This window comes from Streptomyces sp. NBC_01190 (assembly GCF_045039895.1).
Classification (GTDB): domain Bacteria; phylum Actinomycetota; class Actinomycetes; order Streptomycetales; family Streptomycetaceae; genus Actinacidiphila.
In genome coordinates this window covers 5,981,595-6,003,439 of the sequence record NZ_CP108580.1, presented here as the reverse complement: position 1 = coordinate 6,003,439, position 21,845 = coordinate 5,981,595, and the positions used below count along the sequence as shown (strand labels likewise).

Genomic DNA, 21,845 nt, shown 5'->3' with positions numbered 1-21,845 from the left:
CGCTCACGTCCGGACCGGTGCCTCGGCGCCGCGCGGGAACGCGTCGTCCAGCGCGGCCGACACCAGCGCCGCGGCGTCCTCCCGGGCGAGCCCGGCCGCGCGGGCGGCGTCCATCCAGGTACGCAGTCCGTCGCGCAGCGGGGAGTCGGCGGTGGTGCCGGGTTGGGCGAGCGACTTGCGGACGAACGTCCCGACGCCCTGCCTGGCCTCGACCAGGCCCTCGTTCTCCAGGGCGCGGTACGCCTTGAGCACGGTGTTCGGATTGATCGCGGTCGCGGCCACCACCTCGGCGGCGGAGGGCAGTTTGTCCCCGGGCATCAACTGGCCCAGCCGGAGCGCCTGTCGGGTCTGGTTGACGATCTGCTGGTACGCGGCGACGCCGCTGCGACGTTCGATACGGAAGGTCACCACCGGGCGCACTATACCGCTAGGGGACCAGTGGACCAAGACACCCGCGGGCCCGGCCCCCCTCCGGGGCGCCGGCCTTCCGGACCGGCGTTTGACAAGCGCGCTGGAGGTCCTTAACACTCACTCCACTAGTTCATTAGTTGACCAAGGCGCCCTGAGGGACACCTGCGCTCCGTGACCGTCAGCGACCGAGCGCCGTGCGCGTCCGTGCGGTCGCCGAACCGGATGGGGGCGGGCGGATGCCGGCGGATGTGCAAGAGACGGCCCGGACGTCGGGGAGCGTCACCGACGGGCGGACCGCTCCGGGTACGGCACCGGGCGCCTCTCCCGCCCCGGACCGCCCCACCGGCCCCAGCGCCCTGGTGGCCTGGGCGGCGCACAGGCCCGGCGGGCAGGCCACGCTGCTGCTCGTGCTGGCCGCCGGGGCCCGGGCGCCCTCCTTCCGGCAACCGTTCTGGAGCCCCGACGAGGGCTACCTCGCCGCGGAGGCGGTCGCCCTCCGGCACGGCGGACGGATGTACGGCGACGTGGTGGACCGCAAACCGCCCCTGCTCCCCTGGCTCTACGAGGGCTGTGTGGCGATCGCCGGGTCGGACGCGCTGTGGCTGGTGCGCCTGCTCGCGGTCGCCGCGCTCGCCCTGACCGCGGTGGTCACCGCCCGGCTCGCGGCCCGGCTGCTCGGCGGATGGGCGGCGCTGCCGGCCGGCGTGCTCACGGTGGCCGCGTCGACCGCGCTGCCCGCACCGGACGCCATGGCCGCGACCTTCGAGATCTTCATGCTCCCGGCCACCGCGCTTGCGGTGTATTTCGGGGTCCGGCGCGACTTCCTCGCCGCGGGACTGGCGGTGGCCGTCGCCGCCCTGACCAAACAGGTCGGCCTCGCCCCGCTGCTGCCCCTGGCCCTGCACGTGCTGGCCGGCCGCCGCCGGCTGCGCGAGGGGGCCGCTCTGGCAGCGGGTGTCGCGACGCCGCTGGTGGTCTGCGCCCTCGCCACAGGCGTGCGGCCCTTCGTCTTCTGGGTGCTCCTCTCCTCCGGGTCCTACGCGGGTTCGCCGCCGGAGGCGACAGCGGTGTTCTCCCACGCGGCCGGCAATCTGCTGCTCCTCCTCACCGCCTTCGCGCCCTTCGTGGTCCTCGCCGCGCCGTGGTCCTGGCCGGACCCGCGGCGGTGGACGCGACGGCCACCGCCCCAAGCCGTTCACTCCCCGGGTCACGAAGCGGGCGCCTTCCGCGCCGCGCCGGGCACCGGCCGTACGGTCCGGTCGTGGCTGCTCGCCTCCGCCGCCGGCGTCACGGTCGGCTATCACTTCTACGGCCACTACTTCCTCCAGCTCATCCCGCCGGCGGTCCTGCTGGCCCTTCAAGGGGTGGGCGCCGCCTGCCCGAGCACCTACGCGCGGCGGCACCGGCCGTGGTGGACGGTCCGTCGCGCGGGGCGCGCTCGCACGGCGGCGGCAGCGGCCGGATGCGCGCTGGTGGTCGCGGGAGGGTGGACCGTCGGCGCCCTCGGGAGCCGGCCGCCGGAGATGGAGACGAACGCGGTGGTGGCCGCGGCCGTCGACACCTACAGCACCCCGGATCAGCGTGTCTTTCTGTGGGGGATGCACCCGGAGGTCTACTGGCTGGCCGACCGACGACCGGCCAGCCGCTTCCTGACCGCCGGCCTGCTCACCAACTTCAGTGGCAACGGCAATCCGCGCCGCGTCGGCGCGGCATACGCGGTTCCGGGCGCCTGGCCGACCCTCCGGCGCGAGTTGGCGGCCACACCCGCGTGCCTCATCGTCGACGAGTCCGCCGGCACTCCCTACCGCATGGCCGACTACCCGCTGCTCAAGAACCTGTTGGCGCGGAATTACGACGCGGTCGCCTCGGTGGCGGGGACGCGCATCTACCGGCGGGCTGGCTGCTGACCGCCGACCGACCGTCGACCGACCGCCGCCGGGAACGGCGTGGGCCGCGGCCCGGCCGACGTGTCACCACGTAGCGGCCGGCTGAAACCGGCCGGTCCTGTATCTCGTCTTCCTGTGGCGGGAGATGTGTGCAGGGCGCGGAGGTCCGGTAAGCCACTGCCCACCCTGCCGCCCAGTGGCCGTCCGGACCTGTCTTAACCTGTCTGGACCTGGCTGGACCCTCTCTGGACGCGCCCGACCGTGCTCGACCGGAACACCGGCACACCGGAACAACCCGGAACAACAAGGAGTGAACGTGGCTGATCCCTGGGGGGACCCCGCCGGCAGCGCCCCGCAGGATGTGGCACCGGTCTCGCATCCCCGTGACGCGCCGGACGACGCCGTCGTGCCCGGGGGCCGGGCGGCCGCCCGCCGGGCCGCGCAGACGTCCCACCGGAAGAAGCCGGGTCCCGGCGCGCCGCGAGGCGGCCGGCGGGCCCGGCGGACCAGCCGCGGCCGGCGGACCCTGAAGATCACCGCGATCACCGTCTCGGCCATCCTCCTGGTCACCGGCGGCGTGGGCTGGTGGTTCTACCAGCACCTCAACGGCAACATCAAGAGCGTCTCGCTGACCGACGGCTCGGGGAAGAACAGCGGCGGCACCGAGAAGACCGACGCCTTCGGCCGCAGCCCGATCGACATCCTGGTGATGGGCAGCGACGGCCGGACCAGCGCGAGCGACTGCAAACTCGGCGGCGGCTGCGCGAAGACCGGCATCCAGACCGGCCAGAACGCCGATGTGGAAATGGTCGTCCACATATCCGCCGACCGCTCCAACGCCACCGTGATGAGCATTCCCCGCGACACCATCACCGACATCCCCGCCTGCACCGACCCCGACACCAAGGCCTCCACCCCGGGCTACCGCGGGATGATCAACGGCGCGCTGGCGTACGGGCAGGCGTGCCAGGTCGCCACCGTCCACCAGCTCACCGGCATCCCGATCGACCACTTCATCCAGGTCGACTTCTCCGGCGTCGTGCAGATGTCCGACGCGGTCGGCGGCGTGCCGGTCTGCGTCAGCGCGGATGTCTACGACACCTACTCCCACCTGAAGCTCTCGACCGGCTCCCACACCCTCAAAGGTGTCGCGGCACTGGAGTTCCTCCGCTCCCGGCACGGCTTCGGCGACGGCAGCGACCTCGGGCGCACCTACGCCCAGCACATCTACCTCAGCTCCCTGATCCGCAAGTTCAAGAGCGCCGGCACCCTCACCAACCCCGCGGCCGTCTACCGGCTGGCCAACGCCGCCACCAAGGCCCTGACCGTCGACAGCGCGCTGGGCAGCGTCAACAAGCTCATCGGCCTGGCCGGCGACCTGAACAAGGTCCCCTCCAAGCGGATCACCTTCACCACCATGCAGACCGCCGCCGACCCCGAGAACGCCGACCGGGTCGTCCCCGGCGCCGGCGCCCGTACGCTCTTCGCCACGATCGCCAACGACCAGTCCCTGACCACCGCCTCGGGCGGCAAATCCACCGCGGCCTCGGCCACCGCTTCCCCGACCGCCACTCCGGTGCCCACCGCCCAGATCGACGTGACGGTCGAGAACGGCACCGGCATCGCCGGCCGGGCGGCGACGCTCGTCACCGCGCTGACCGACCAGGGCTTCAGCCCCGCCACCCACGCGGGCAACGCCCCGGCGCCCGCGAGCGCCACGACCCTCAGCTACGGCCCCGGCGAGAAACCCGAGGCGCAGACGGTCGCGCGGTCCCTGGGACTGCCCTCCTCGCACATCGAGCAGGACACCGCCGCCGGCCTGACCCTGGTGGTCGGCGCGGACTGGCCGAGCGGCACCACCTACCCCGGCGGCAAACCGGCGCCAGCCGACACCCAGGCCGCCCTCAGCAACTCCCACGCCCAGACCGCCGACCAGCCCAAGACCTGCGCCAACGTCAGCCGCTACAAAACCGTGCAGATCAACGGGGTCCCCATGACGCCCACCCAGGCGTACCTGGCCGCCCCGGGCAAGAAGGACTCCGACGCGTGAGGCACCGCCCGGGGATCGGCTTCCCCGGGCGGCGGCGGTCGGCTCCGTGTCCGGCCGGTCGTTGATCAGGTCGGACTCGTCGTCGGGGCCGGTGGCGGCGGGGCGAGGGGCTCAGCGGCGGACCAGGCAGAAGGGGTGCCCCGCGGGATCCGCGTAGACCCGCCAGCCCCGTCCGGCCGGCCCCTCGTCCAGCACGGTCGCCCCCAGAGCCAGCACCTGGGCCTGCGCCAGAGCCGGATCCGGCACGCCGAAGTCGAGATGGAACTGCTGGGGCCTGGCCGGGTCGGGCCAGCGCGGCGGCCGGTGGTCCGCGACCCGCTGAAAGGCGAGCACCAGACCGCCCGGCGTGTGCAGGGTCGCCCAGTCGTCGTCGAGCGACCAGCGCCCGTCCGGCCGATTGACGGTGCCGCCCAGCAACTCCCGGTAAAACGAGGCGAGTTCCCCGGGTTCGGGGCAGTCGAGCACCACACACTCCAGATCGGCGATCACAGCGGGATCCTACCGACCCGCGGCCCTGGGGCATGGTGTTCCGCCGCCCGCGCGCCCGGGGCACCACCCCGACCGGCGGCGCTCCGGCGGGCGGGACGGGGGGATCGCTTTTAGGGTGAGCGGGAACGGAAGGTGGTGCGGGTCTCGGCGGCTGGAGGACCGATGGCAGTGCGGCATCAGCTCGTCGAGCGGTCCCCCGAGCAGGTGTGGACGGTGCTGGCGGACCGGGACCGGTACTCGGACTGGGTGGTCGGGGTGGCGGCTTCCGAGCCGGGGCGGGGGTCCTGGCCCGAGCTGGGGTCCGACCTCACCTACCGGGTGGTGCTCGGCCGCTGGTCGGTGCGCGGGCGCACCGTCGTACGGCGCCGGGAGCCGCCGCACATCCTGGAGATGGAGGCCGACAGTGGTCCGCTCGGCACCGCGCGGATCGCCATCGAGGTCCGGCCGTGGGGCGAGCGGGACAGCATCGTCACGCTGGACGAGCATCCGCTGCGGGGGACGGTCGGGTCGCTGCACAACGCGGTGCTCGACGCGTTCATGCAGGCCCGGCACCGCACCATGCTCAACCGGTTGGCGGACGTCGTGGAGCGCTCCACCAGCCGGCTGGGCGAGCACGCGAGCCCCTGACCCGTACGCGACACGACACGACACGTCTACGCTCCCGCACCGTTGTACGCCCCCGCCCCCGCCCCCGCCCCTCGAACGGAGCAGCGCCATGCCGGATGCCGTGGTCATCGGGGCCGGGCCCAACGGCCTGGTCGCCGCCAACGTCCTGGCGGACGCGGGGTGGAGCGTGGAGGTGCTGGAGGAGCAGCCGGAACCGGGCGGGGCGGTCCGCAGCGACCGGGGCGTGGACCCGGCGTTCGTCAACGACCTCTTCAGCTCCTTCTATCCGCTGGCCGCCGCCTCCCCGGTGCTGGGGGCGATGCGGCTGGCGGACGAGGGCCTGCGCTGGAGTCACGCCCCGCGCGTGCTGGCCCACCCGCTGCCCGACGGGCGGTGCGCCGTGCTGGACCGGGAGGTCGGGCGGACGGCGGCGAACCTCGACACCTTCGCGCCCGGCGACGGCGCCGCGTGGCGCGAGCTGTACGAGGGCTGGGAGCGGGTCGGCGCGGACCTGCTGGGATGTGTCTTCACCCCCTTCCCGCCGGTACGCGCCGGCCTGCGGCTGGCCGCGCGGGTCCGGGCGGCCGACGGGCTGCGGCTGGCCCGGACCATGCTGCTGCCGGCCCGCCGGCTCGGCGAGGAGACCTTCGCCGGCGACGGGGGCCGGCTGCTGCTCGCGGGCAACGCCCTGCACGCCGACCTGTCCCCCGAATCGGCGCTCGGCGGCGGCTACGGCTGGCTGCTGTGCATGCTCGCCCAGAGCTACGGCTTTCCGGTCCCGGTCGGTGGCGCCGCCGCCCTCACCGGCGCTTTGGTGCGGCGGCTGGAACGCCGGGGTGGCAGCGTCCGCTGCGGTGAACGCGTCACCCAGGTCGTGGTGCGCGGCGGCCGGGCGGTGGGGGTGCGTATGGCGAGCGGGGAGGCCGTACCGGCCCGGCGGGCGGTCCTCGCCGATGTGTCGGCGCCCGCGCTGTTCCTGCGGCTGGTGGCCGCCGAGCATCTGCCGGGACCGCTGCTCGACGCGTTGCGCCGGACCTTCCAGTGGGACTTCTCCACCTTCAAGGTGGACTGGGCGCTGGACGGACCGGTGCCGTGGAGCGCCGAGGGTGCGGTCGGCGCCGGCACCGTGCACCTGGCCGACGACGTGGACGATCTGACCCTCTTCGCCGCGCAGATCGCCACCCGGCACGTACCGGCCCGGCCGTTCGCCCTGGTGGGACAGATGACCACGGCCGACGCCACCCGCTCCCCCGCGGGCACCGAGTCGGCCTGGGCGTACACGCACGTGCCGCAGGAGATCAGGGGCGACGCGGGCCCCGACGGCCTCACCGGCGTCTGGGACCGGCGTGAGCGGGAGGCGATGGCCGACCGGGTGGAGGCCCGGGTGGAGCGGTACGCGCCCGGCTTCCGCGCGCTGATCCGGGGCCGCCGCATCCTCGCGCCGCCCACCCTGCGGTCCCTGGACGCCAACCTCGAAGGCGGCGCGATCAACGGGGGCACCACCGCCCTGCACCAGCAGCTCGTCTTCCGGCCCGCACTCGGCGCGGGGCGGCCGGAGACCCCGGTCAGGGGCCTCTACCTCGCCTCCTCCGGGGCCCATCCCGGCGGCGGCGTGCACGGCGCGCCCGGTGCCAACGCGGCCCGCGCGGCCCTGCACGGCCCGGCCGCGCGGCGCGCGATCAGCTCCCTCCAGCGCGCGCTGATCCGTCCCGGCCGGTCTCCGCACTGAGCTGCCACGACGTGCCGCCCCGAGCCGGCGGCCCTGCCGCGGCGGCGGCACCGCGAATCGGCGGCGGGCCGGAACGGGGCCTCCGTTTGACGGCCCACCGGGCTCGCCGGACATTTGAGAGGAACGCACCTGCCCGGCTCACCCTGGCCCCGCGTTCCGGTCAGCGGTCGCGGCGGGAAGTATCCGGCGACCCCCAGGATCCTCATGAACCGCACCCGCGCTGCCGTCCTCCCCGCCCTCGCCTGCTCCCTCGTCGTGCTCGTCGGCGGCCTCGCCGGCGGCGCCGCCGCGAGTACCGCCGGTCCATCGGGCCGGGCGCCGGCCGTGGCGGGGGCGACCATGACGGCGGCCGACCGGCCGGCCCGGCGGGCGACGGACCCGCGCGACCTCAACGCCTCGCTGACCATCGCGTCGATCGGCATCCGTGCGCTGCGCGTCGTCCCGTACCAGGGGACCACCGACGACTGGCCCGGGACCCGGATCCAGGACCGCGGTATCGCCGCGAGCCCGCACGGCGGGCAGGGCGGGGTCGGGCCCGGCGAGATCGGCAACTACCTCGTCACCGGGCACCGCGTCGCGGCGGGCGGTCCGCTGGGCCGGGTGCCCTCGCTGAAGAAGGGTCAGCGGGTGCTGATCACGGCCGGCGGCACGGTGTACGAGTACAAGATCACCGAGACCCGGATCACCTCCTTCCGCTCGGCGCGCTCCCTCACCGAGCAGCGCGCCGCGGTCCCCGGCTTCCCCGGCAAGCGCCCCACCCGGGCGATGATCACGGTCTCCACCTGCGCGACGCCGGAGGACGACGCGGCCGGCAACTTCTGGCGCGACGACAAGGGCAACCCCGAGCACCGGATCGACAAGATCGGCGTCCTGGTCTCCACCCACCGGTCCACCGCCGGGCCGTCGACCCCCTGACCCCCTTGCCCCGCTCGCCCCCGCTACAGGACGGTGAGGACCCGGGGTCCTGCCGCCGTCACGGCGATGGTGTGCTCGAAGTGCGCCGCGCGGGTGCCGTCGGCGGTGCGCAGGGTCCAGCCGTCGGGGGCGGTGGTGTAAGCGTTACGGCCACCGGCCATGAGCATCGGCTCGATGGCGAGGGCCAGTCCCGGGCGCAGCGGGAACCCGCGGCCGGGGCGGCCGTAGTTGGGCACGTGCGGGTCCTCGTGCATCCTTCGGCCGATGCCGTGGCCGCCGAAGTCCTCCGGCATCCCGCAGGCCGCCTCGCGGGCCACCGCGCTGACCGCGTGCGAGATGTCACCGATGCGGTTGCCGACGGTGGCCGCGGCGATGCCGGCCTCCAGGGCGCGCCGGGTGGCCTCGATGAGGCGTACGTCCTCGGGGCGCGGGGTGCCGACGGTGAAGCTGATGGCCGCGTCCCCGGTCCACCCGTCGAGTTCGGCGCCGCAGTCGACGCTGAGGAGGTCGCCGTCGCGCAGCCGGTAGTCGTCGGGGATGCCGTGCACCACCGCGTCGTTGACGGAGGCGCAGATCACCCCGGGGAAGGGGGTGGGGGCGAAGGAGGGCCGGTAGCCGAGGAAGGGTGAGCCGGCGCCGGCTTCCGCCAGTACGGTACGGGCCGCCTCGTCCAGTTCGCGCAGCGATACGCCGACGGCCGCGGCCTCCTGTGCCGCGGCCAGCGCGCGGGCCACCACCCGGCCCGCCTCCCGCATCGCGTCGAGTGCGGTCTCTGACTTGATCTCCACCATGAGGTGCCTCCGGCGTATCGCTGCCCAGTCGCCGCCCACGGCGACCCAATTACTATACCGGTATTTCTATCACGCTCAGCGCCGGGGCGGGGACTACCATGGCGGCCATGGTGAGAACCCCCCTGACGCCCGAGGAACGGCACCGCGGCGAACGGCTCGGCGCGCTGCTGCGTGCCGCCCGGGCAGACCGCAGCATGGTCGAGATCGCGGCCGCGGCCGGGATCTCCGCCGAGACGCTCCGCAAGATCGAGACCGGCCGCGCGCCGACCCCCGCGTTCTTCACCGTCTCGGCGCTCGCCGCCGCCCTCGGTCTGTCCATGGACGAGCTGGCCTCGGCCTGCGTGGCGGAACCGGAGTACGAGCCGGAGTACGAGGAGCCGCTCTCCGCCTGAGCCCCCGGCTGTCCGGCGCGGCCGGGGCTCCCGGGGCTCCCGGGGCTGCCCGCGCTCCCCGCGCTCCCGGCTAACGCGTGTACCGCGCCAGCAACCAGCGTGCCTCGACGCATTGTTCGTGGCCCGCGCCCAGCGCCCGCGTCACATCGGGGAGCAACTCCCGCAGCAGGCCGATCGCCCGGACGTGGTGACCCGACTTCTCGGTGTTCCAGGCGAGCATCCGCCGTGCTTCCAGGGTGTGTTCGTGGTCGCGGCCGAGCGCCTCGGTGAGGTCGGGGACGAGTCTGCCGAGCAGCCGGACCGCTCTCGGGTGCCGGCCGAGCGCGCCGATGTTCCAGACGAGGAAGCGGCGCGCCTCCAGTACGTCGGGGTGCCGCCGGCCGAGCAGCCGGGTGGCGTCGGGGATGAGTTCGAGAAGGAGCCTGACCGCCTCGGCGGGCCGGTCGGCGGCGCCGAAGTGCCAGGCGAGCAGGCGCTGGGCGGTGAAAGTGGTGCGGTGGAAGTGGCCGAAGGTGTACTGGAGGTCGGGGATCAGCTCCTGCCAGAGGCTTATGGCCAGGGCGTGGTCACCGGCCGCGCCGACGTGGCGGGCGAGCGCGCGGCGGGCGCTGAGCGTCTGCTCGTGGTGGTTGCCGAGGGTGTCGGTCAGGTCGGCCGCCGCGGCCCACCATAATCGGATGAGTTCGGCGGGATGGTGGCGCGCCGCCTCGGCCGCGTCCGGCCCGCCGTAGCGGCGCATGATCGCCGAGTAGTTCGGATCGTCCTCCGCCGTCGGAGGGCGCGGGTTGGGGAGCGGGCGCCGGGAGAAGGCGCCGGCCGAGGCGGCGCCGTGCAGTTCGGTGGCGATGGCGCCGAGCCGGCGGTAGACGGCCGCCGCGTCGGCGGGCCGCGCCTCGGGGTCCTTGGCGAGCAACTCCAGGATGAGGGCGTCGAGTTCGGCCGACAGGGTGTCGTTGCGGGTGCGCGGCGCGGGCGGCAGATCGTGCACGTGGGCGACCGCGACCGCCAGCGGGGAGCCCTCGCCGTCGAAGGGCGGACCGCCGGTGACCATCTCGAAGAGCAGGCAGCCGAGCGCGTAGAGGTCGGTGCGGTGGTCCACCGGCTTGGACAGGCACTGTTCAGGGGCCATGTAGGCGGGGGTACCGCTGAGCGAGCCCAGGCCGCCGAGTCCGCCGTAGTCGTCCCGCTGGGCGCCGCCGGCCCGGGTGGCGTAACGATCCGCCGGATCGGGCGGGTCCAGGGACGCCGCCGGCTCCGGCGGCCGGGCAGTCGGCGTCCCGGCCGGCGGGAGCTGCGCCGGGATGCCAGGAGGGATACCCGGCGCGATGTCCGGCCCGCCCTGCTGTTCGCCGATGAACCGGGCGATCCCGAAGTCGACCAGCTTCACCAGGCCGTCCCCGGTGATCAGCACATTGTCGGGTTTGAGATCACGGTGGACGACGCCGACTCCCGGCGCGTGGGCCGCGCCGAGTGCGAGGGCGATCTGCCGGGCCCAGTCGAGCGCGACCGAAAGCTGCGGCATTCCTTCCGCGAGCACACCGGTTAGCGGACGTCCGTCGACCAATTCCATGACGATATAGGCGACCGTCACTCCCTCATATGCGGCCTGCCCGTAATCATGCACCGTGACGATATGAGGATGGGATAAACGCCCCGCCGCGATGGCCTCCCGGCCCATCCGCTCGATCAGCCCGGGGTCGGTGTGGTCGAGCACCACCTTGACCGCCACCGACCGGTGGAGCTTGAGGTCGTTTCCCTGCCATACGGCGCCCATGGAGCCTTTGCCGAGCAGCCTCACCATCTGGTAGCGGCCATCGAGCACCACACCGGGCTTCATCGGCGTCCCTCCGTCGTGCGCCCTCGTGGGCCCCTCATCGGCCCGGACCCGCGATCGCGCGCGGGGTGGGTCACCGGGCGGCGCATGGATACCGGATCTCACACGGGCGGGCCGCGCGAGGTTCGGTATACGCTCGCCATCGCCTGACGAAACGATAAGGCCAACCCTCGCTTTTGGTGGATCGGACGACGGAAGTCAGCAGCCAAAAGACGGTAACGGCTGTACAGTCGGCCCTTCTCCGCGGTAAGTGCCGAAGACCTCTACTTACCCGCGCAATCGATGCGCCGTCACGTGATTGACGGTGACCAGGTCGGACCGCCGGCGCGTCCTCGTCACCGGCCCGCGCGGGGTGCGGCCGCGGCCGGCCGCCGTCCGGCCCGCCGGGATCCAGGGCCGCCGGGACAACCGGAAGCGCGGGCGACCGTGCGGATGAGCGGACGAACGGTCAGAACGCCGAGGTCAGGCAAACCACCACGATCGGCACCCAGAATTAATCCGGAAACTCCTTCTACGGCGGGATCTACGCGCGTATCTTGACTCAGATCGCGCGTTGCCCGACAGACTGACGCGCCATCACCACGGCCGTTCCGGACCACCGCCCGGGCCCACGTCGCTTGCGGCGGCCGCCGGACACCGTCACGCACCGCCGTAACGTCATGTCGTCCCGCAGAAGGAGAGCTCCTCCGGTGTCGCACCCTCCCGAGGCCACGCCTCGCCCCGCGAGACCCGGCCAGCCCGGCCCGTCCCGACTCCGCACGCGTGTCCTGCCGATCGGCATAGCCGGCGCCGTCGTCCTGGCGGCGGCGGGCCTCGGCGTCAACGCCGCGATGGCGTCGCCGTCGGCGGACGCCCTGATCGCCGAGGTGTACGGCGGTGGCGGCAACTCCGGCGCCACGTACACCAATGACTTCGTCGAGCTGGCCAACGCCGGTGCCGGACCGGTGGATCTGAGCGGCTACAGCGTCCAGTACCTGCCGGGCGCGCCCACCGCGACCTCCAAGTGGCAGGCCACCGCGCTGACCGGTTCGCTGGCCGGCAACGGCCGCTACCTGGTGCAGGAGGCGGCCGGCACCGGCGGCAGCGCCGCGTTGCCGACCCCGGACGCGACCGGGGCGATCAACATGTCGGGCACCTCGGGCACCATCGCGCTGGTCTCCGGCGCCGACCCGCTGACCTGCCTGACCGCGGCGGACTGCCTCGCCGACGGGCGGATCAAGGACCTGGTCGGCTTCGGCACCGCGCTGGTGCGCGAGGGCAGCGGCCCGGCCGCCGGGGCGAGCAACACCGCCTCCGTGGCCCGCGGCGCCTCGCTCGCCGACACCGACGACAACGCGGCGGACTTCACCGCGGGTCCGCCCACCCCGCAGAACTCCGGCGGCGGCTCGACCGAGCCGCCCACCACGCCCCCCACCACTCCCCCGACGACGCCGCCCACCACGACGCCGGCGCCGCAGGAGAAGATCCACGACATCCAGGGCGACACCCGCGTCTCCCCGTGGGCCGGCAAGGCGATCAGCGGCGCGACCGGCATCGTCACCGGGGTACGGGCGTACGGCTCCTCGCAGGGCTTCTGGGTGCAGGACCCGCAGCCGGACGCCAACCCCCGCACCAGCGAGGGCATCTTCGTCTTCACCGGCTCCACCACCCCGACCGTCGCGGTCGGCGACAGCGTCTCGGTGGACGGCACCGTCTCCGAGTACTACCCGGGTGGCGCCGACACCGGGGTGCAGTCGACCACCGAGCTGACCAAGGCCAAGGTGACGGTGGTCTCCGGCGGCAACCCGCTGCCCGCCCCGGTGGTGCTGAACGACAAGACCGTGCCGGACGCGTTCGTACCGAGCGCGGGCGGCGGCACCATCGAGAACCTGCCGCTGCGGCCGAGCGACTACGCCCTGGACCTCTATGCCTCGCTCGAGGGCATGAACGTGACGATCGGCAGCAGCCGGGTGGTCGGCGCCACCGACACGTACGGCGAGTTGTGGGTGACGGTCAAGCCCAAGCAGAACCCCACCAAGCGCGGTGGCACCCTCTACACCGGCTACGGCGACCCCAACTCGGGCCGGCTGATGGTGCAGTCGCTGATCCCGACCGCCACCCAGCCGTTCCCGGTGGCCAACGTCGGGGACACGCTGACCGGCACCACGGCGGGGCCGCTGGACTACAACCAGTTCGCCGGCACCTACACCATCGCGGCGCGGAGCATCGGCACCGTCAAGAGCGGCGGCATCAAGCCCGAGGTGACGGCGAAGGCCGCCTCGGACGAGGCGACGGTGGCCACGTACAACGTGGAGAACCTGGCGCCGGGCAACCCGCAGTCGAAGTTCGACGCGCTGGCCAAGGGCCTGGTCACCGACCTGCGGTCGCCCGACATCGTGGCGCTTGAGGAGATCCAGGACAACAACGGGGCCACCGACGACGGCACGGTGGCCGCGGACCAGACGCTGCAGAAGCTGACGGACGCGATCGTGGCGGCCGGCGGCCCGCGCTACTCGTGGCGCGAGATCGACCCGGTCAACGACAAGGACGGCGGCGAGCCGGGCGGCAACATCCGCCAGGCGTTCCTCTTCAACCCGGCGCGGGTCGGCTTCACCGACCGTCCTGGCGGCGACTCCACCACCGCGGTCGGTGTCACCGGCACCGGCGGCAGCACCGCGCTGACCTTCTCGCCCGGCCGGATCGCGCCCGCCGACCCGGCCTGGAACAGCAGCCGCAAGCCGCTGGCCGGGGAGTTCACCTTCCGCGGCAAGAAGCTCTTCGTGATCGCCAACCACTTCAACAGCAAGGGCGGCGACCAGGCGATCGACAGCCGCTTCCAGCCGCCGGTGCGCAGCTCCGAGGTGCAGCGCAACCGCCAGGCGATCCTGGAGCACGACTTCGTGCAGCAGATCGAGACGGCCGACCCGCACGCGGACATCGTGGTGCTCGGCGACCTCAACGACTACCAGTTCTCACCCGCCGCGCTGAGCCTCACCGGCAACGGCAAGGTCCTCACCGACCTGGTCAACACCCTGCCGGCGAGCGAGCGTTACTCCTATGTCTTCGAGGGCAACTCGCAGGTGCTCGACCACATCCTGGTCAGCCCCGCGGTGAAGCACGTCGACTACGACGTGGTGCACATCAACTCCGAGTTCGCCAACCAGACCAGCGACCACGACCCGCAGATCATCCGGGTCAAGCCGTAAGCGTGTGACGGTCACCGCCGGGCGGGGCGGGTCTCCTTCGGGAGGCCCGCCCCGCCCTTTTCACGGCTCCCGGCGCGGACCGAACGGCTGGGCCCGACTTTGCCAACTCTTGAAATCTGCTGGACGTTCATCCGCCATATCCCATGACTCTCTATGGTTCCGGTGAAAGATTGGCAAAGCCTCATTGGGGAGTACAAGTGACCAAGCGCGTGCGCATGACACGGACCTGGGCGGCACCCGCGGCGGCCGCCGCCGTCGCGACACTGGCGACGATGGTGATCAACCCGCCACTGGGCGCCTTCGCCTCGGCCCCGCACCCGGCGAAGGCCCCGACCGCCAAGAACGTGATCTTCATCAACGGCGACGGCATGGGCGCCGCGGCCCGCGAGGCGGCCCGGCTGCACCTGGCCGGACTCTACGGACAGCTCGCCATGGACAAGCTGGCCGCCTCCGGGCAGCTCACCACCACCCCGGACGACCCCAAGTCGGTGATCACCGACTCGGCCGCGGCCGCCACCGCCTGGGCCACCGGCGAGAAGACGTACAACGGCGCCATCAGCGTGGACGTCGACGGCAACCCGCTGGCCACCCTCGGCCGGCAGGCCAAGGCGCACGGGAAGGCGACCGGCCTGGTCACCACCGCCCAGGTCACCGACGCCTCCCCGGCCGCCTTCTTCGCCAACACCGCCACCCGCTCGGCGCAGGACGAGATCGCCCGCCAGTACATCGAGGTCAGCAAGCCCGATGTGATCCTGGGCGGCGGCGAGGACTGGTGGCTGCCCAAGGGCACCCCCGGCGCCTTCCCCGACCAGCCGGCCGAGGACACCGCCGAGGGCAGCGTCGGCACCAAGGGCGATCTCATCAAGCAGGCGCAGCGGGCCGGTTACACCTACGCCTCCTCCGCCCAGCAGCTCGCCAAGGCCAAGGGCGGCAAGCTGCTCGGCCTCTTCGCCAACGAGGAGCTCTTCCAGCAGCGCCCCGAGGGCCAGGGCGACGTCTACAGCCCGGTGGTGGACCTGCCCACCATGACCACCAAGGCGCTGGACACCCTGTCGAAGAACAAGAAGGGCTTCTTCCTCATGGTCGAGGAGGAGGGCACGGACGAGTTCGCGCACTCCAACAACGGCACCCGGCTGCTCCAGTCGTTGCAGCAGTTGGAGCGGACCGTGGCGATCGCCCGGGCCTACGTGGCCGACCACCCCGACACCCTGCTGGTGGTGACCGGTGACCACGAGACCGGCGGCCTGAGCGTCGAGGAGGCCACCGACACCGCGGACGAGTCCGGCGACGCGATCTCGGCCGAGGACGGCCCCTTCAGCATCCGCGGCAGCCAGAAGACGTTCGTACTGGACTGGACGACGTCCGGACACACCAGTGTGGACGTGCCGGTGACCGCCGACGGCCCGCTCGCCGACCGTTTCTCCGGCAAGCACCCCAACACCTACGTGCACGACGTGCTGGCCCGGATCCTGACCCGCTGAGCCCCGGCCGCGACCGGCCGGGGTCCTGACACCCGAGCGGTACGGCGGGTCCAGCGGTCCATCGGTCCAGCAGCACTACGGCACGGCAGCACAGCAGCACAGCAGCACTACGACACAGCGGCACCGCTCCAACGGCGGGCCGGGGAAGCGCTTTCCCCGGCCCGCCCACCCGTTTGACGTGGGACTTCCGCCTGACGGCTTGACTCGCGTGGGCGAGGGCACTAGACAACTCCCTGACTGAGAGAGCGCTCTCACACCTATCACCACCACCTGCACACGGTCCCCCACCCGGTCAGGAGAACGTCATGCCAGGCTGCTTTTCCCGCCGGGCGCCGGCCCGTGCCGCGGGCACCGCACGTGCTCGGTGCGCGCCGCCCATCGCGTCGTACCCCCCGTGTTCTCGGACGACGGCCGAATCCGCCGTCATCGCGCGGCGCGCGGCCCGGACCGCCGCCGCCCTCGGCGGCACGCATCGCCATCATTCGCCCTGAGCCGCCGGAAAGGCGGCTGCCCGACCGGTCCGCGCGAAGCTGGCAGCGCTCTCCAAGCGCTCGCCGCCCTCGCCACTCTCTCGGCCACCGCCCCCTCGGCCACCACCCCGCTCCGGCCGTCGGCGCCATCCGCGCCGGACCGTCAGGCGCCGCCCCGGGCCGCATCACCGCACGCAGGGGCGAACCCGTACATCAGGCTCTTCGGGACAGGAGACCACGCATGTCCACCGGACACGCAGCAGAACAGGAACAGCCGGCGCAGGACCCGGGCGGCGGGAGCCGACGCTCCCACCGCCGAAGCACCCGGCTGCGGTTGACGCTCGCCGCGGTCACCGTGGGCGCGCTCAGCCTGGCCGGCTTCACCGTCGCGGCGGGCACCGGCGGCGCGGCCGTACCGGCGGCGGCCACCAGTGGCCTGGCCCCGGCGGCGGCCGCGGCCCCCAACGCGATACCGGCCCCGCCGAGCGGCTTCACCACCACCTGGAGCGACGACTTCAGCGGCGCCTCGGGCACCGGTGTCAACGGCGCCGACTGGAAGTACGACACCGGTCCCGGCAGCAGCTTCGGCACCGGTGAGATCGAGACCATGACCAACAGCACCGCCAACGTCTACCAGGACGGCAACGGCCATCTGGTGCTCAGGGCTCTGCACTCGGGCACCGACCCCCGTGCCAACTGGACCTCGGGCCGCATCGAGACGCAGGCCGCGACCTTCGGGGCGCCCGCCGGCGGCGTGGTGATGATGCAGTCCTCGATCCAGCAGCCCAACCTGACCACGGCCAACGGCGCCGGCTACTGGCCGGCCTTCTGGATGCTCGGCTCGACGCTGCGGTCCGGCGTGGGCTGGCCGGGCTCCGGCGAGGTCGACATCCTGGAGGACATCAACTCCCGCAGCTCGGTCTTCGGCACGCTGCACTGCGGTGTGGGCCAGGGCGGCCCCTGCAACGAGACCACGGGCATCGGCTCCGGTGAACGCGCCTGTTCCGGCTGCCAGACCGGCTACCACACCTACGCCGTGCAGATCGACCGCTCGGTCTCGCCCGAGCAGATCCGCTGGTACCTGGACGGGGCCAACTACTTCACCGTCAAGTCCACCCAGGTCGACGCCACCACCTGGGCCAACGCGGTGGACCACCCGTTCTTCATCATCTACGACCTGGCGATGGGCGGCGGCTTCCCCGACGCCTTCGGCGGCGGTCCGAACTCGGCCACGGTCAGCGGCGGCCAGCTGAACGTCGACTACGTGGCGGTCTACAACAAGGGCCCGGGCAGCGGCAGTACGACCCCTCCGCCGAGCGGCAGCAACATCGCCCAGGGCAAGCCGACCACCGCGTCCTCGGCCGAGAACGCCGCCAGTTCCGCCTCGGCGGCCACCGACGGCAACACCGCCACCCGGTGGTCCAGCGCCTTCAGCGACCCGCAGTGGCTCCAGGTCGACCTCGGCGGCACGCACACCATCAGCCAGGTGAAGCTGAACTGGGAAGCGGCGTACGCCAAGGCGTTCCAGATCCAGACGTCGAACGACGGCACCAACTGGACGACGATCTACACCACGACCGCCGGCGCCGGCGGCAACCAGACGCTGAATGTCACCGGCTCCGGGCGCTATGTCCGGGTCTACGGCACCCAGCGGGCGACCGCGTACGGCTACTCGCTCTACGAGTTCCAGGTACTCGGTAGCTGAGGCGGCGCGGGCAGCCGTCGGCACGTCATGGGGGAGCGCGGGTCCAGGCCTTTCGGTCCGGACCCGCGCTCGTGTCGTGTCGCAGGGTGGCCTTTTCCCGGCGAGGCGGGCCGGAGCGCGCGGCCGACCGCGAGCCGTCAGACGGTGAGCACGATCTTCCCGGTGAGATGGCCGGTCTCGCTGGCCCGCTGGGCGTCCGCCGCCTCGGCCAGCGGGCAGCAACGGTGGATGAGGATGTGCAGCTTGCCCGCCGCGATCAGCTCGATCGCCTCGGCGGCCGCGGGGCCACCCCGGTACTCGCCCGCGCCGCCGGCCGAGAAGCGCACGCCGAAGGGCTCGGACACCGCCCGGTTGGCGATTTCCAGCACCCGGTCGGTTCCGCCGGTCAGCTCGATGGACGCCTCGAGCGCCTCGCCCTGCCCGGAGAGGTCGAGCGCCGCGTCCACCCCGTCGGGGGCGACGGCCCGCACCGCGTCGACAAGCCCTGGGCCGTAGCGCACCGGGGTCGCACCGAGCGATCGCAGGTGCGCGTGGTTCCCGGGGCTGGCGGTGCCGATCACCCGCACCCCGCGGGCGACGGCGATCTGGACGGCGATCGTGCCGACGCCGCCGGCCGCGCCATGGATGATCAGCGTCTCACCGGCCCGTACCCCGAGCTCCTCCAGCGAGCGGTAGGCGGTCTCGGTGGCCACCGGCAGCGCGGCGGCCTCCGGCCAGCTCAGCGCGTCCGGCTTCCGGGTGATCCGGTCCGCCTCGGCGAGCGTCCGCTCGGCGTAGGAGCCGCTGCTGGTCCGGCCGAACACCTCGTCGCCGACGGCGAAGCCGGTGACGCCGTCCCCGACCGCGTCGATCACCCCGGACGCCTCGGTGCCCGGCAGATGGGGGAAGTCGACGGGCATGAACTCGCGCATGGCGCCGGAGCGGATCTTGTGGTCGAGCGGGTTGACACCGGCGGCGCGGACGGCGATCCGCACCTGCCCGAGGCCGGGCTCGGGGTCCTCGACGTCCTGGAGGCGCAGGACGTCCGCGGGGCCGTACTCGTTGAAGACGATGGCCTTCATCATGGCTTCTCACGATCCTCGACGGAGAGTTAAAAGGGTCGATAAGCTGTGATATCACTTAAATATCCTGATATGTCTCACCGGAGCCGACGCCTTCAGCGCGCGCCCGGCCGCTTCCGGGCGGTGCGGCCGGCGGCGGAGGGTCCGCGAGCGCCACCGAACGTCGGCGCGGCCCCCGCCAACTGCCTTACCCGTACGGCGATTTCACCCGGTCCGCCAGCTAATCCGCCACCGGCTGTGTAGCGTGCGGACTCCACGGGCCGAGCGCACCGGCCCGGCCGGCTGAGGAGGCACGCGATGGCGGACCGTCCTTCGGGCCCGGGGACGAACCGGGCGGCGGACAGCGACACCGACCGGACCCCGGCCCGGCGGGCCGGCCTGTCCCGGCGGCGGCTGCCGGCCTCGTCGGCATCCCTCGGCGCGGGCGCCTGGCTGCTGCTGGGCACGGCCCGTCCGGACAGCGCCCACGCGAGTGCGCCCGCACCGCCCGGCTTCCCCGACGGGCCCGACCTCTACCAGGGGATCTACCAGAACTGGGCCGGCGAGATCCGAACCGACGCCCTGTGGACCTGCGCGCCGCGTACCCCGCAGGACGTACTCGACGTCGTCAACTGGGCGTGCGCCGAGGGCTGGACGGTCCGCGCCCAGGGCCACCGGCACGGCTGGGCGCCGCTCACCGTCGCCGACGCGGCGCCCGCCGCCGCGCGGGTGGTCCTGCTGGACACCACCGTCCACCTCACCGCGCTGTCCTTCGCGTCGCAGGCGGCGGACGGCACGGCCAGGGTCCGGGCGCAGGCCGGCGCCTCCCTGGAGTCGCTGCTCGCCTTCGCCGGCGGCAGCGGCTACGGCGTGACCTCCGCGCCCGCGCCCGGCGACCTCTCGGTGGGCGGCGCCCTCGCGATCGACGCGCACGGCACCGCGGTCCAGGCGGTCGGCGAGTCCGCGGCGGGCTGGGCCTACACCGAGAGCGCGGCGTGGGCGGATCCCGATGTGCTCGGCACGGCCGTCCCGGACAGCCTGCGGGCCGACGGCGGACCGGGCTGGGACGAGGCGGTCGCCACGCTGGACCGGCTGGACCCGCACCGCGTCCTCAGCAACCCGTTCCTCGACGGACTGCTGCGCTGAGGGTCCCGCTCGGCGGCCCGCCGGAGGGCGCCTACGCCACGGCGATGACGGACTCGCGGTCCAGTTCGGGCTGCGCGGCCTTGAGGGCGCCGACGCTCTCGGCGGCGGCGCCATGCGCGCCGGCGTTGAGGGCGCCGGCCTTGACGGCGCCGGAATTCCCGTTGGCCTGCGCATCGGCGTTGCCGCGGGCGAAGACCACCAGGCGCAGCAGCAGGAAGCGGCCGAAGCCGGCCAGGCCGGACGCGGCCAGATAGACGCCCTGCCGGAGCAGTGCGCCCGAGTGCGGCCAGAGCCCGTCGAAGGCGAGCAGCGCGCCCGTGGTGAAGAGGTACGACATCAGGACGGTGAGGCCGCTCGCCCAGTGGTCGCTCCAACTGGCCCCGCCCCGGCGGAAGGTGAAGCGGCCGTGCAACTCGGTGGCGAGCACGGTGGTGACCACGGTGATCACCGCGTTGGCGATGGCGATCGGCACCCGGTCACCGACCAGCAACAGCGCCCCGCTGCCGAGCAGGGTGACCCCGCCGCCGAAGAGGACGAAGCGGATGAACGCCAGGACTGCGGCCCTTGACTCTCCGGGCGCGGTCACGGTCGTGGCGGTCATCGTCAACTCCTCGGTGAAAGGCGGCCCTTGTGGCCACCCGTTGCATGACCGACTCTTCCTCGACGGGCCGGTCCCTCCCATCCGGTGTATCCCCCATTCGACGTGGGGGCTACCCCCATGGCGCCCTCAGGGTGGAGTGGGAGTCGTCACACCGGGCCCCTTGACCATCTTGAGGACCGCGACACAGGCTATCGGACGACGGGACCTGCGTGGCCATAAAAAGGCCATAAGGACATGCGGCCATCGTTTATAAGGTGGTGGCGCAGATCACCCTTGCATTGGGTTGATATTTGTCCGTTTTATTAGCAAATGCCCGCTAGGTTGATTTGCCGCCGTCCGACCGTCGTGCGACAGTCGACACAACGGCCACCGAGACCCGGGCTCGGCCGTCCCAAGGCGCCGCGGCACACCCCCCCTGCTTCGCGGCGATCCAGAAGAGGCCCTTCCGCTGTCACCCCCGGACGCGAAGGGCCTCTTCTCTGGTTCTCGGGCCCGCACGTTCCCGGGCTCGCCGGCTCCCGGGCCCCGAGTCGCCGGCTTCTACCGGTCGACGACGCGCAGTTCGAACCAGGTGATCTTGCCGCGGGCCTGGAGGTCGACGCCCCAGCGGTCGGCGAGCTTGTCCACCAGGAAGATCCCGCGCCCGCTGACGTCCATCTCCCGTACCGGCATCAGGCACGGCAACGCCCGCGACGGGTCCCGGACCTCGACCCTCACCCAGCCGCGCCGCCGCTGCATCCGCAGCCCGAAGGTGCGGGCGCCGGTGTGCCGCACCGCGTTGCCGACCAGCTCGGAGACGAGCAGCTCCACCGTGTCCGCGAGGTGCGGCAGACCCCACAGCCGGACCACCGACAGCGACAACCGGCGTGCGGTGGAGGCCGATTCGGGACGGGAGGTGAGGGTGACCTCGGCGACCGAGGGGTCACCGAGGAGATCGAGCGCCTTGGCGGCCACGTCGTCGGTCAGAACCGGCACCTTTTCCGCGGCGTCGTCAGCGCGTCGCGGTTGCTCAGCCCCACCCCATCCGGCCATGCCCTCATGATGGCCGAGGCGGAGGGGATCCGTGGGACAACCCGGGGAATTGGTGGTGGGGAAACATCCGTTCCTCCCGCCC

At 72.9% G+C, this 21,845-nt stretch carries 17 protein-coding genes; 10 read left to right on the top strand and 7 right to left on the bottom strand.

What is annotated here, in order from left to right:
* Positions 1 to 3: 3 nt before the first annotated feature.
* Positions 4 to 408 (bottom strand): GntR family transcriptional regulator, encoded by a 405-nt coding sequence (locus OG519_RS25300; protein ID WP_405592980.1) that lies wholly within the window; start codon positions 406 to 408, stop codon positions 4 to 6.
* 251 nt (positions 409 to 659) lie between these two features.
* Here OG519_RS25300 and OG519_RS25295 point away from each other — a divergent pair, with 251 nt between their 5' ends.
* Positions 660 to 2,318: a glycosyltransferase family 39 protein gene (locus OG519_RS25295; RefSeq protein ID WP_405588214.1), complete on the top strand. Its 1,659-nt coding sequence runs from the start codon at positions 660 to 662 to the stop codon at positions 2,316 to 2,318.
* Between the two features lie 295 nt (positions 2,319 to 2,613).
* On the top strand, positions 2,614 to 4,347 hold the full coding sequence (locus OG519_RS25290) for an LCP family protein (protein WP_405588212.1): 1,734 nt from the start codon (positions 2,614 to 2,616) through the stop codon (positions 4,345 to 4,347).
* 111 nt (positions 4,348 to 4,458) lie between these two features.
* Here the strand turns inward: OG519_RS25290 and OG519_RS25285 are convergent, their stop codons facing one another.
* Positions 4,459 to 4,836, bottom strand: a complete 378-nt coding sequence (locus tag OG519_RS25285; protein ID WP_405588209.1) for a VOC family protein — start codon at positions 4,834 to 4,836, stop codon at positions 4,459 to 4,461.
* 162 nt (positions 4,837 to 4,998) lie between these two features.
* Here OG519_RS25285 and OG519_RS25280 point away from each other — a divergent pair, with 162 nt between their 5' ends.
* The 3 genes from OG519_RS25280 to OG519_RS25270 all read left to right on the top strand — a co-directional run bounded on the left by OG519_RS25280 (position 4,999) and on the right by OG519_RS25270 (position 8,086).
* A complete protein-coding gene (locus tag OG519_RS25280) occupies positions 4,999 to 5,463 on the top strand; it encodes an SRPBCC family protein (protein WP_405588206.1) in 465 nt (154 codons plus the stop codon).
* Positions 5,464 to 5,551: 88 nt separating this feature from the next.
* Positions 5,552 to 7,171 carry a phytoene desaturase family protein gene (locus OG519_RS25275; RefSeq protein WP_405588204.1) on the top strand — a complete coding sequence of 540 codons (1,620 nt, stop codon included), beginning with the start codon at positions 5,552 to 5,554 and terminating at the stop codon, positions 7,169 to 7,171.
* Positions 7,172 to 7,375: 204 nt separating this feature from the next.
* Complete coding sequence (locus tag OG519_RS25270; RefSeq protein ID WP_405588201.1) at positions 7,376 to 8,086, top strand: sortase domain-bontaining protein; 711 nt, start codon at positions 7,376 to 7,378, stop codon at positions 8,084 to 8,086.
* Between the two features lie 23 nt (positions 8,087 to 8,109).
* Here the strand turns inward: OG519_RS25270 and map are convergent, their stop codons facing one another.
* On the bottom strand, positions 8,110 to 8,877 hold the full coding sequence (gene map, locus OG519_RS25265) for a type I methionyl aminopeptidase (RefSeq protein ID WP_405588197.1): 768 nt from the start codon (positions 8,875 to 8,877) through the stop codon (positions 8,110 to 8,112).
* A 107-nt stretch (positions 8,878 to 8,984) separates the two neighbouring features.
* On the opposite strand from map, the gene OG519_RS25260 reads away from it, so the two are divergent.
* Positions 8,985 to 9,269 (top strand): helix-turn-helix domain-containing protein, encoded by a 285-nt coding sequence (locus tag OG519_RS25260; protein WP_405588194.1) that lies wholly within the window; start codon positions 8,985 to 8,987, stop codon positions 9,267 to 9,269.
* Positions 9,270 to 9,339: 70 nt separating this feature from the next.
* Here the strand turns inward: OG519_RS25260 and OG519_RS25255 are convergent, their stop codons facing one another.
* Positions 9,340 to 11,106, bottom strand: a complete 1,767-nt coding sequence (locus tag OG519_RS25255) for a protein kinase domain-containing protein (protein ID WP_405588191.1) — start codon at positions 11,104 to 11,106, stop codon at positions 9,340 to 9,342.
* A gap of 764 nt (positions 11,107 to 11,870) precedes the next feature.
* Here OG519_RS25255 and OG519_RS25250 point away from each other — a divergent pair.
* From OG519_RS25250 to OG519_RS25240, 3 genes are all read left to right on the top strand, one after another.
* The gene (locus OG519_RS25250; RefSeq protein WP_405592978.1) at positions 11,871 to 14,288 is read left to right on the top strand and encodes an endonuclease/exonuclease/phosphatase family protein; all 2,418 of its coding nucleotides are present in this window, start codon (positions 11,871 to 11,873) and stop codon (positions 14,286 to 14,288) included.
* A gap of 197 nt (positions 14,289 to 14,485) precedes the next feature.
* Positions 14,486 to 15,769: an alkaline phosphatase gene (locus OG519_RS25245; protein WP_405588188.1), complete on the top strand. Its 1,284-nt coding sequence runs from the start codon at positions 14,486 to 14,488 to the stop codon at positions 15,767 to 15,769.
* A 711-nt stretch (positions 15,770 to 16,480) separates the two neighbouring features.
* Entirely contained in the window at positions 16,481 to 17,944 is a 1,464-nt protein-coding gene (locus OG519_RS25240; protein WP_405588185.1) for a discoidin domain-containing protein, read from the top strand.
* A 137-nt stretch (positions 17,945 to 18,081) separates the two neighbouring features.
* Here the strand turns inward: OG519_RS25240 and OG519_RS25235 are convergent, their stop codons facing one another.
* On the bottom strand, positions 18,082 to 19,005 hold the full coding sequence (locus OG519_RS25235; protein ID WP_405592976.1) for an NADP-dependent oxidoreductase: 924 nt from the start codon (positions 19,003 to 19,005) through the stop codon (positions 18,082 to 18,084).
* A gap of 297 nt (positions 19,006 to 19,302) precedes the next feature.
* Here OG519_RS25235 and OG519_RS25230 point away from each other — a divergent pair, with 297 nt between their 5' ends.
* A complete protein-coding gene (locus OG519_RS25230; RefSeq protein ID WP_405588182.1) occupies positions 19,303 to 20,130 on the top strand; it encodes a cholesterol oxidase substrate-binding domain-containing protein in 828 nt (275 codons plus the stop codon).
* A 31-nt stretch (positions 20,131 to 20,161) separates the two neighbouring features.
* On the opposite strand, the gene OG519_RS25225 is transcribed toward OG519_RS25230, so the two are convergent.
* The gene (locus tag OG519_RS25225) at positions 20,162 to 20,731 is read right to left on the bottom strand and encodes a hypothetical protein (RefSeq protein WP_405588179.1); all 570 of its coding nucleotides are present in this window, start codon (positions 20,729 to 20,731) and stop codon (positions 20,162 to 20,164) included.
* Between the two features lie 540 nt (positions 20,732 to 21,271).
* A complete protein-coding gene (locus tag OG519_RS25220; protein WP_405588177.1) occupies positions 21,272 to 21,763 on the bottom strand; it encodes an ATP-binding protein in 492 nt (163 codons plus the stop codon).
* Positions 21,764 to 21,845 lie beyond the last annotated feature (82 nt).

Excerpts from the sequence above, each read along its gene's own strand:
- OG519_RS25280 (WP_405588206.1), top strand. The coding sequence starts at position 4,999 with ATGGCAGTGCGGCATCAGCTCGTCGAGCGGTCCCCCGAGCAGGTGTGG.
- OG519_RS25275 (WP_405588204.1), top strand. The coding sequence starts at position 5,552 with ATGCCGGATGCCGTGGTCATCGGGGCCGGGCCCAACGGCCTGGTCGCC.
- OG519_RS25270 (WP_405588201.1), top strand. The coding sequence starts at position 7,376 with ATGAACCGCACCCGCGCTGCCGTCCTCCCCGCCCTCGCCTGCTCCCTC.
- map (WP_405588197.1), bottom strand. The coding sequence starts at position 8,877 with ATGGTGGAGATCAAGTCAGAGACCGCACTCGACGCGATGCGGGAGGCG.
- OG519_RS25260 (WP_405588194.1), top strand. The coding sequence starts at position 8,985 with ATGGTGAGAACCCCCCTGACGCCCGAGGAACGGCACCGCGGCGAACGG.
- OG519_RS25255 (WP_405588191.1), bottom strand. The coding sequence starts at position 11,106 with ATGAAGCCCGGTGTGGTGCTCGATGGCCGCTACCAGATGGTGAGGCTG.
- OG519_RS25240 (WP_405588185.1), top strand. The coding sequence starts at position 16,481 with ATGTCCACCGGACACGCAGCAGAACAGGAACAGCCGGCGCAGGACCCG.
- OG519_RS25235 (WP_405592976.1), bottom strand. The coding sequence starts at position 19,005 with ATGAAGGCCATCGTCTTCAACGAGTACGGCCCCGCGGACGTCCTGCGC.
- OG519_RS25230 (WP_405588182.1), top strand. The coding sequence starts at position 19,303 with ATGGCGGACCGTCCTTCGGGCCCGGGGACGAACCGGGCGGCGGACAGC.
- OG519_RS25225 (WP_405588179.1), bottom strand. The coding sequence starts at position 20,731 with ATGACCGCCACGACCGTGACCGCGCCCGGAGAGTCAAGGGCCGCAGTC.
- OG519_RS25220 (WP_405588177.1), bottom strand. The coding sequence starts at position 21,763 with ATGGCCGGATGGGGTGGGGCTGAGCAACCGCGACGCGCTGACGACGCC.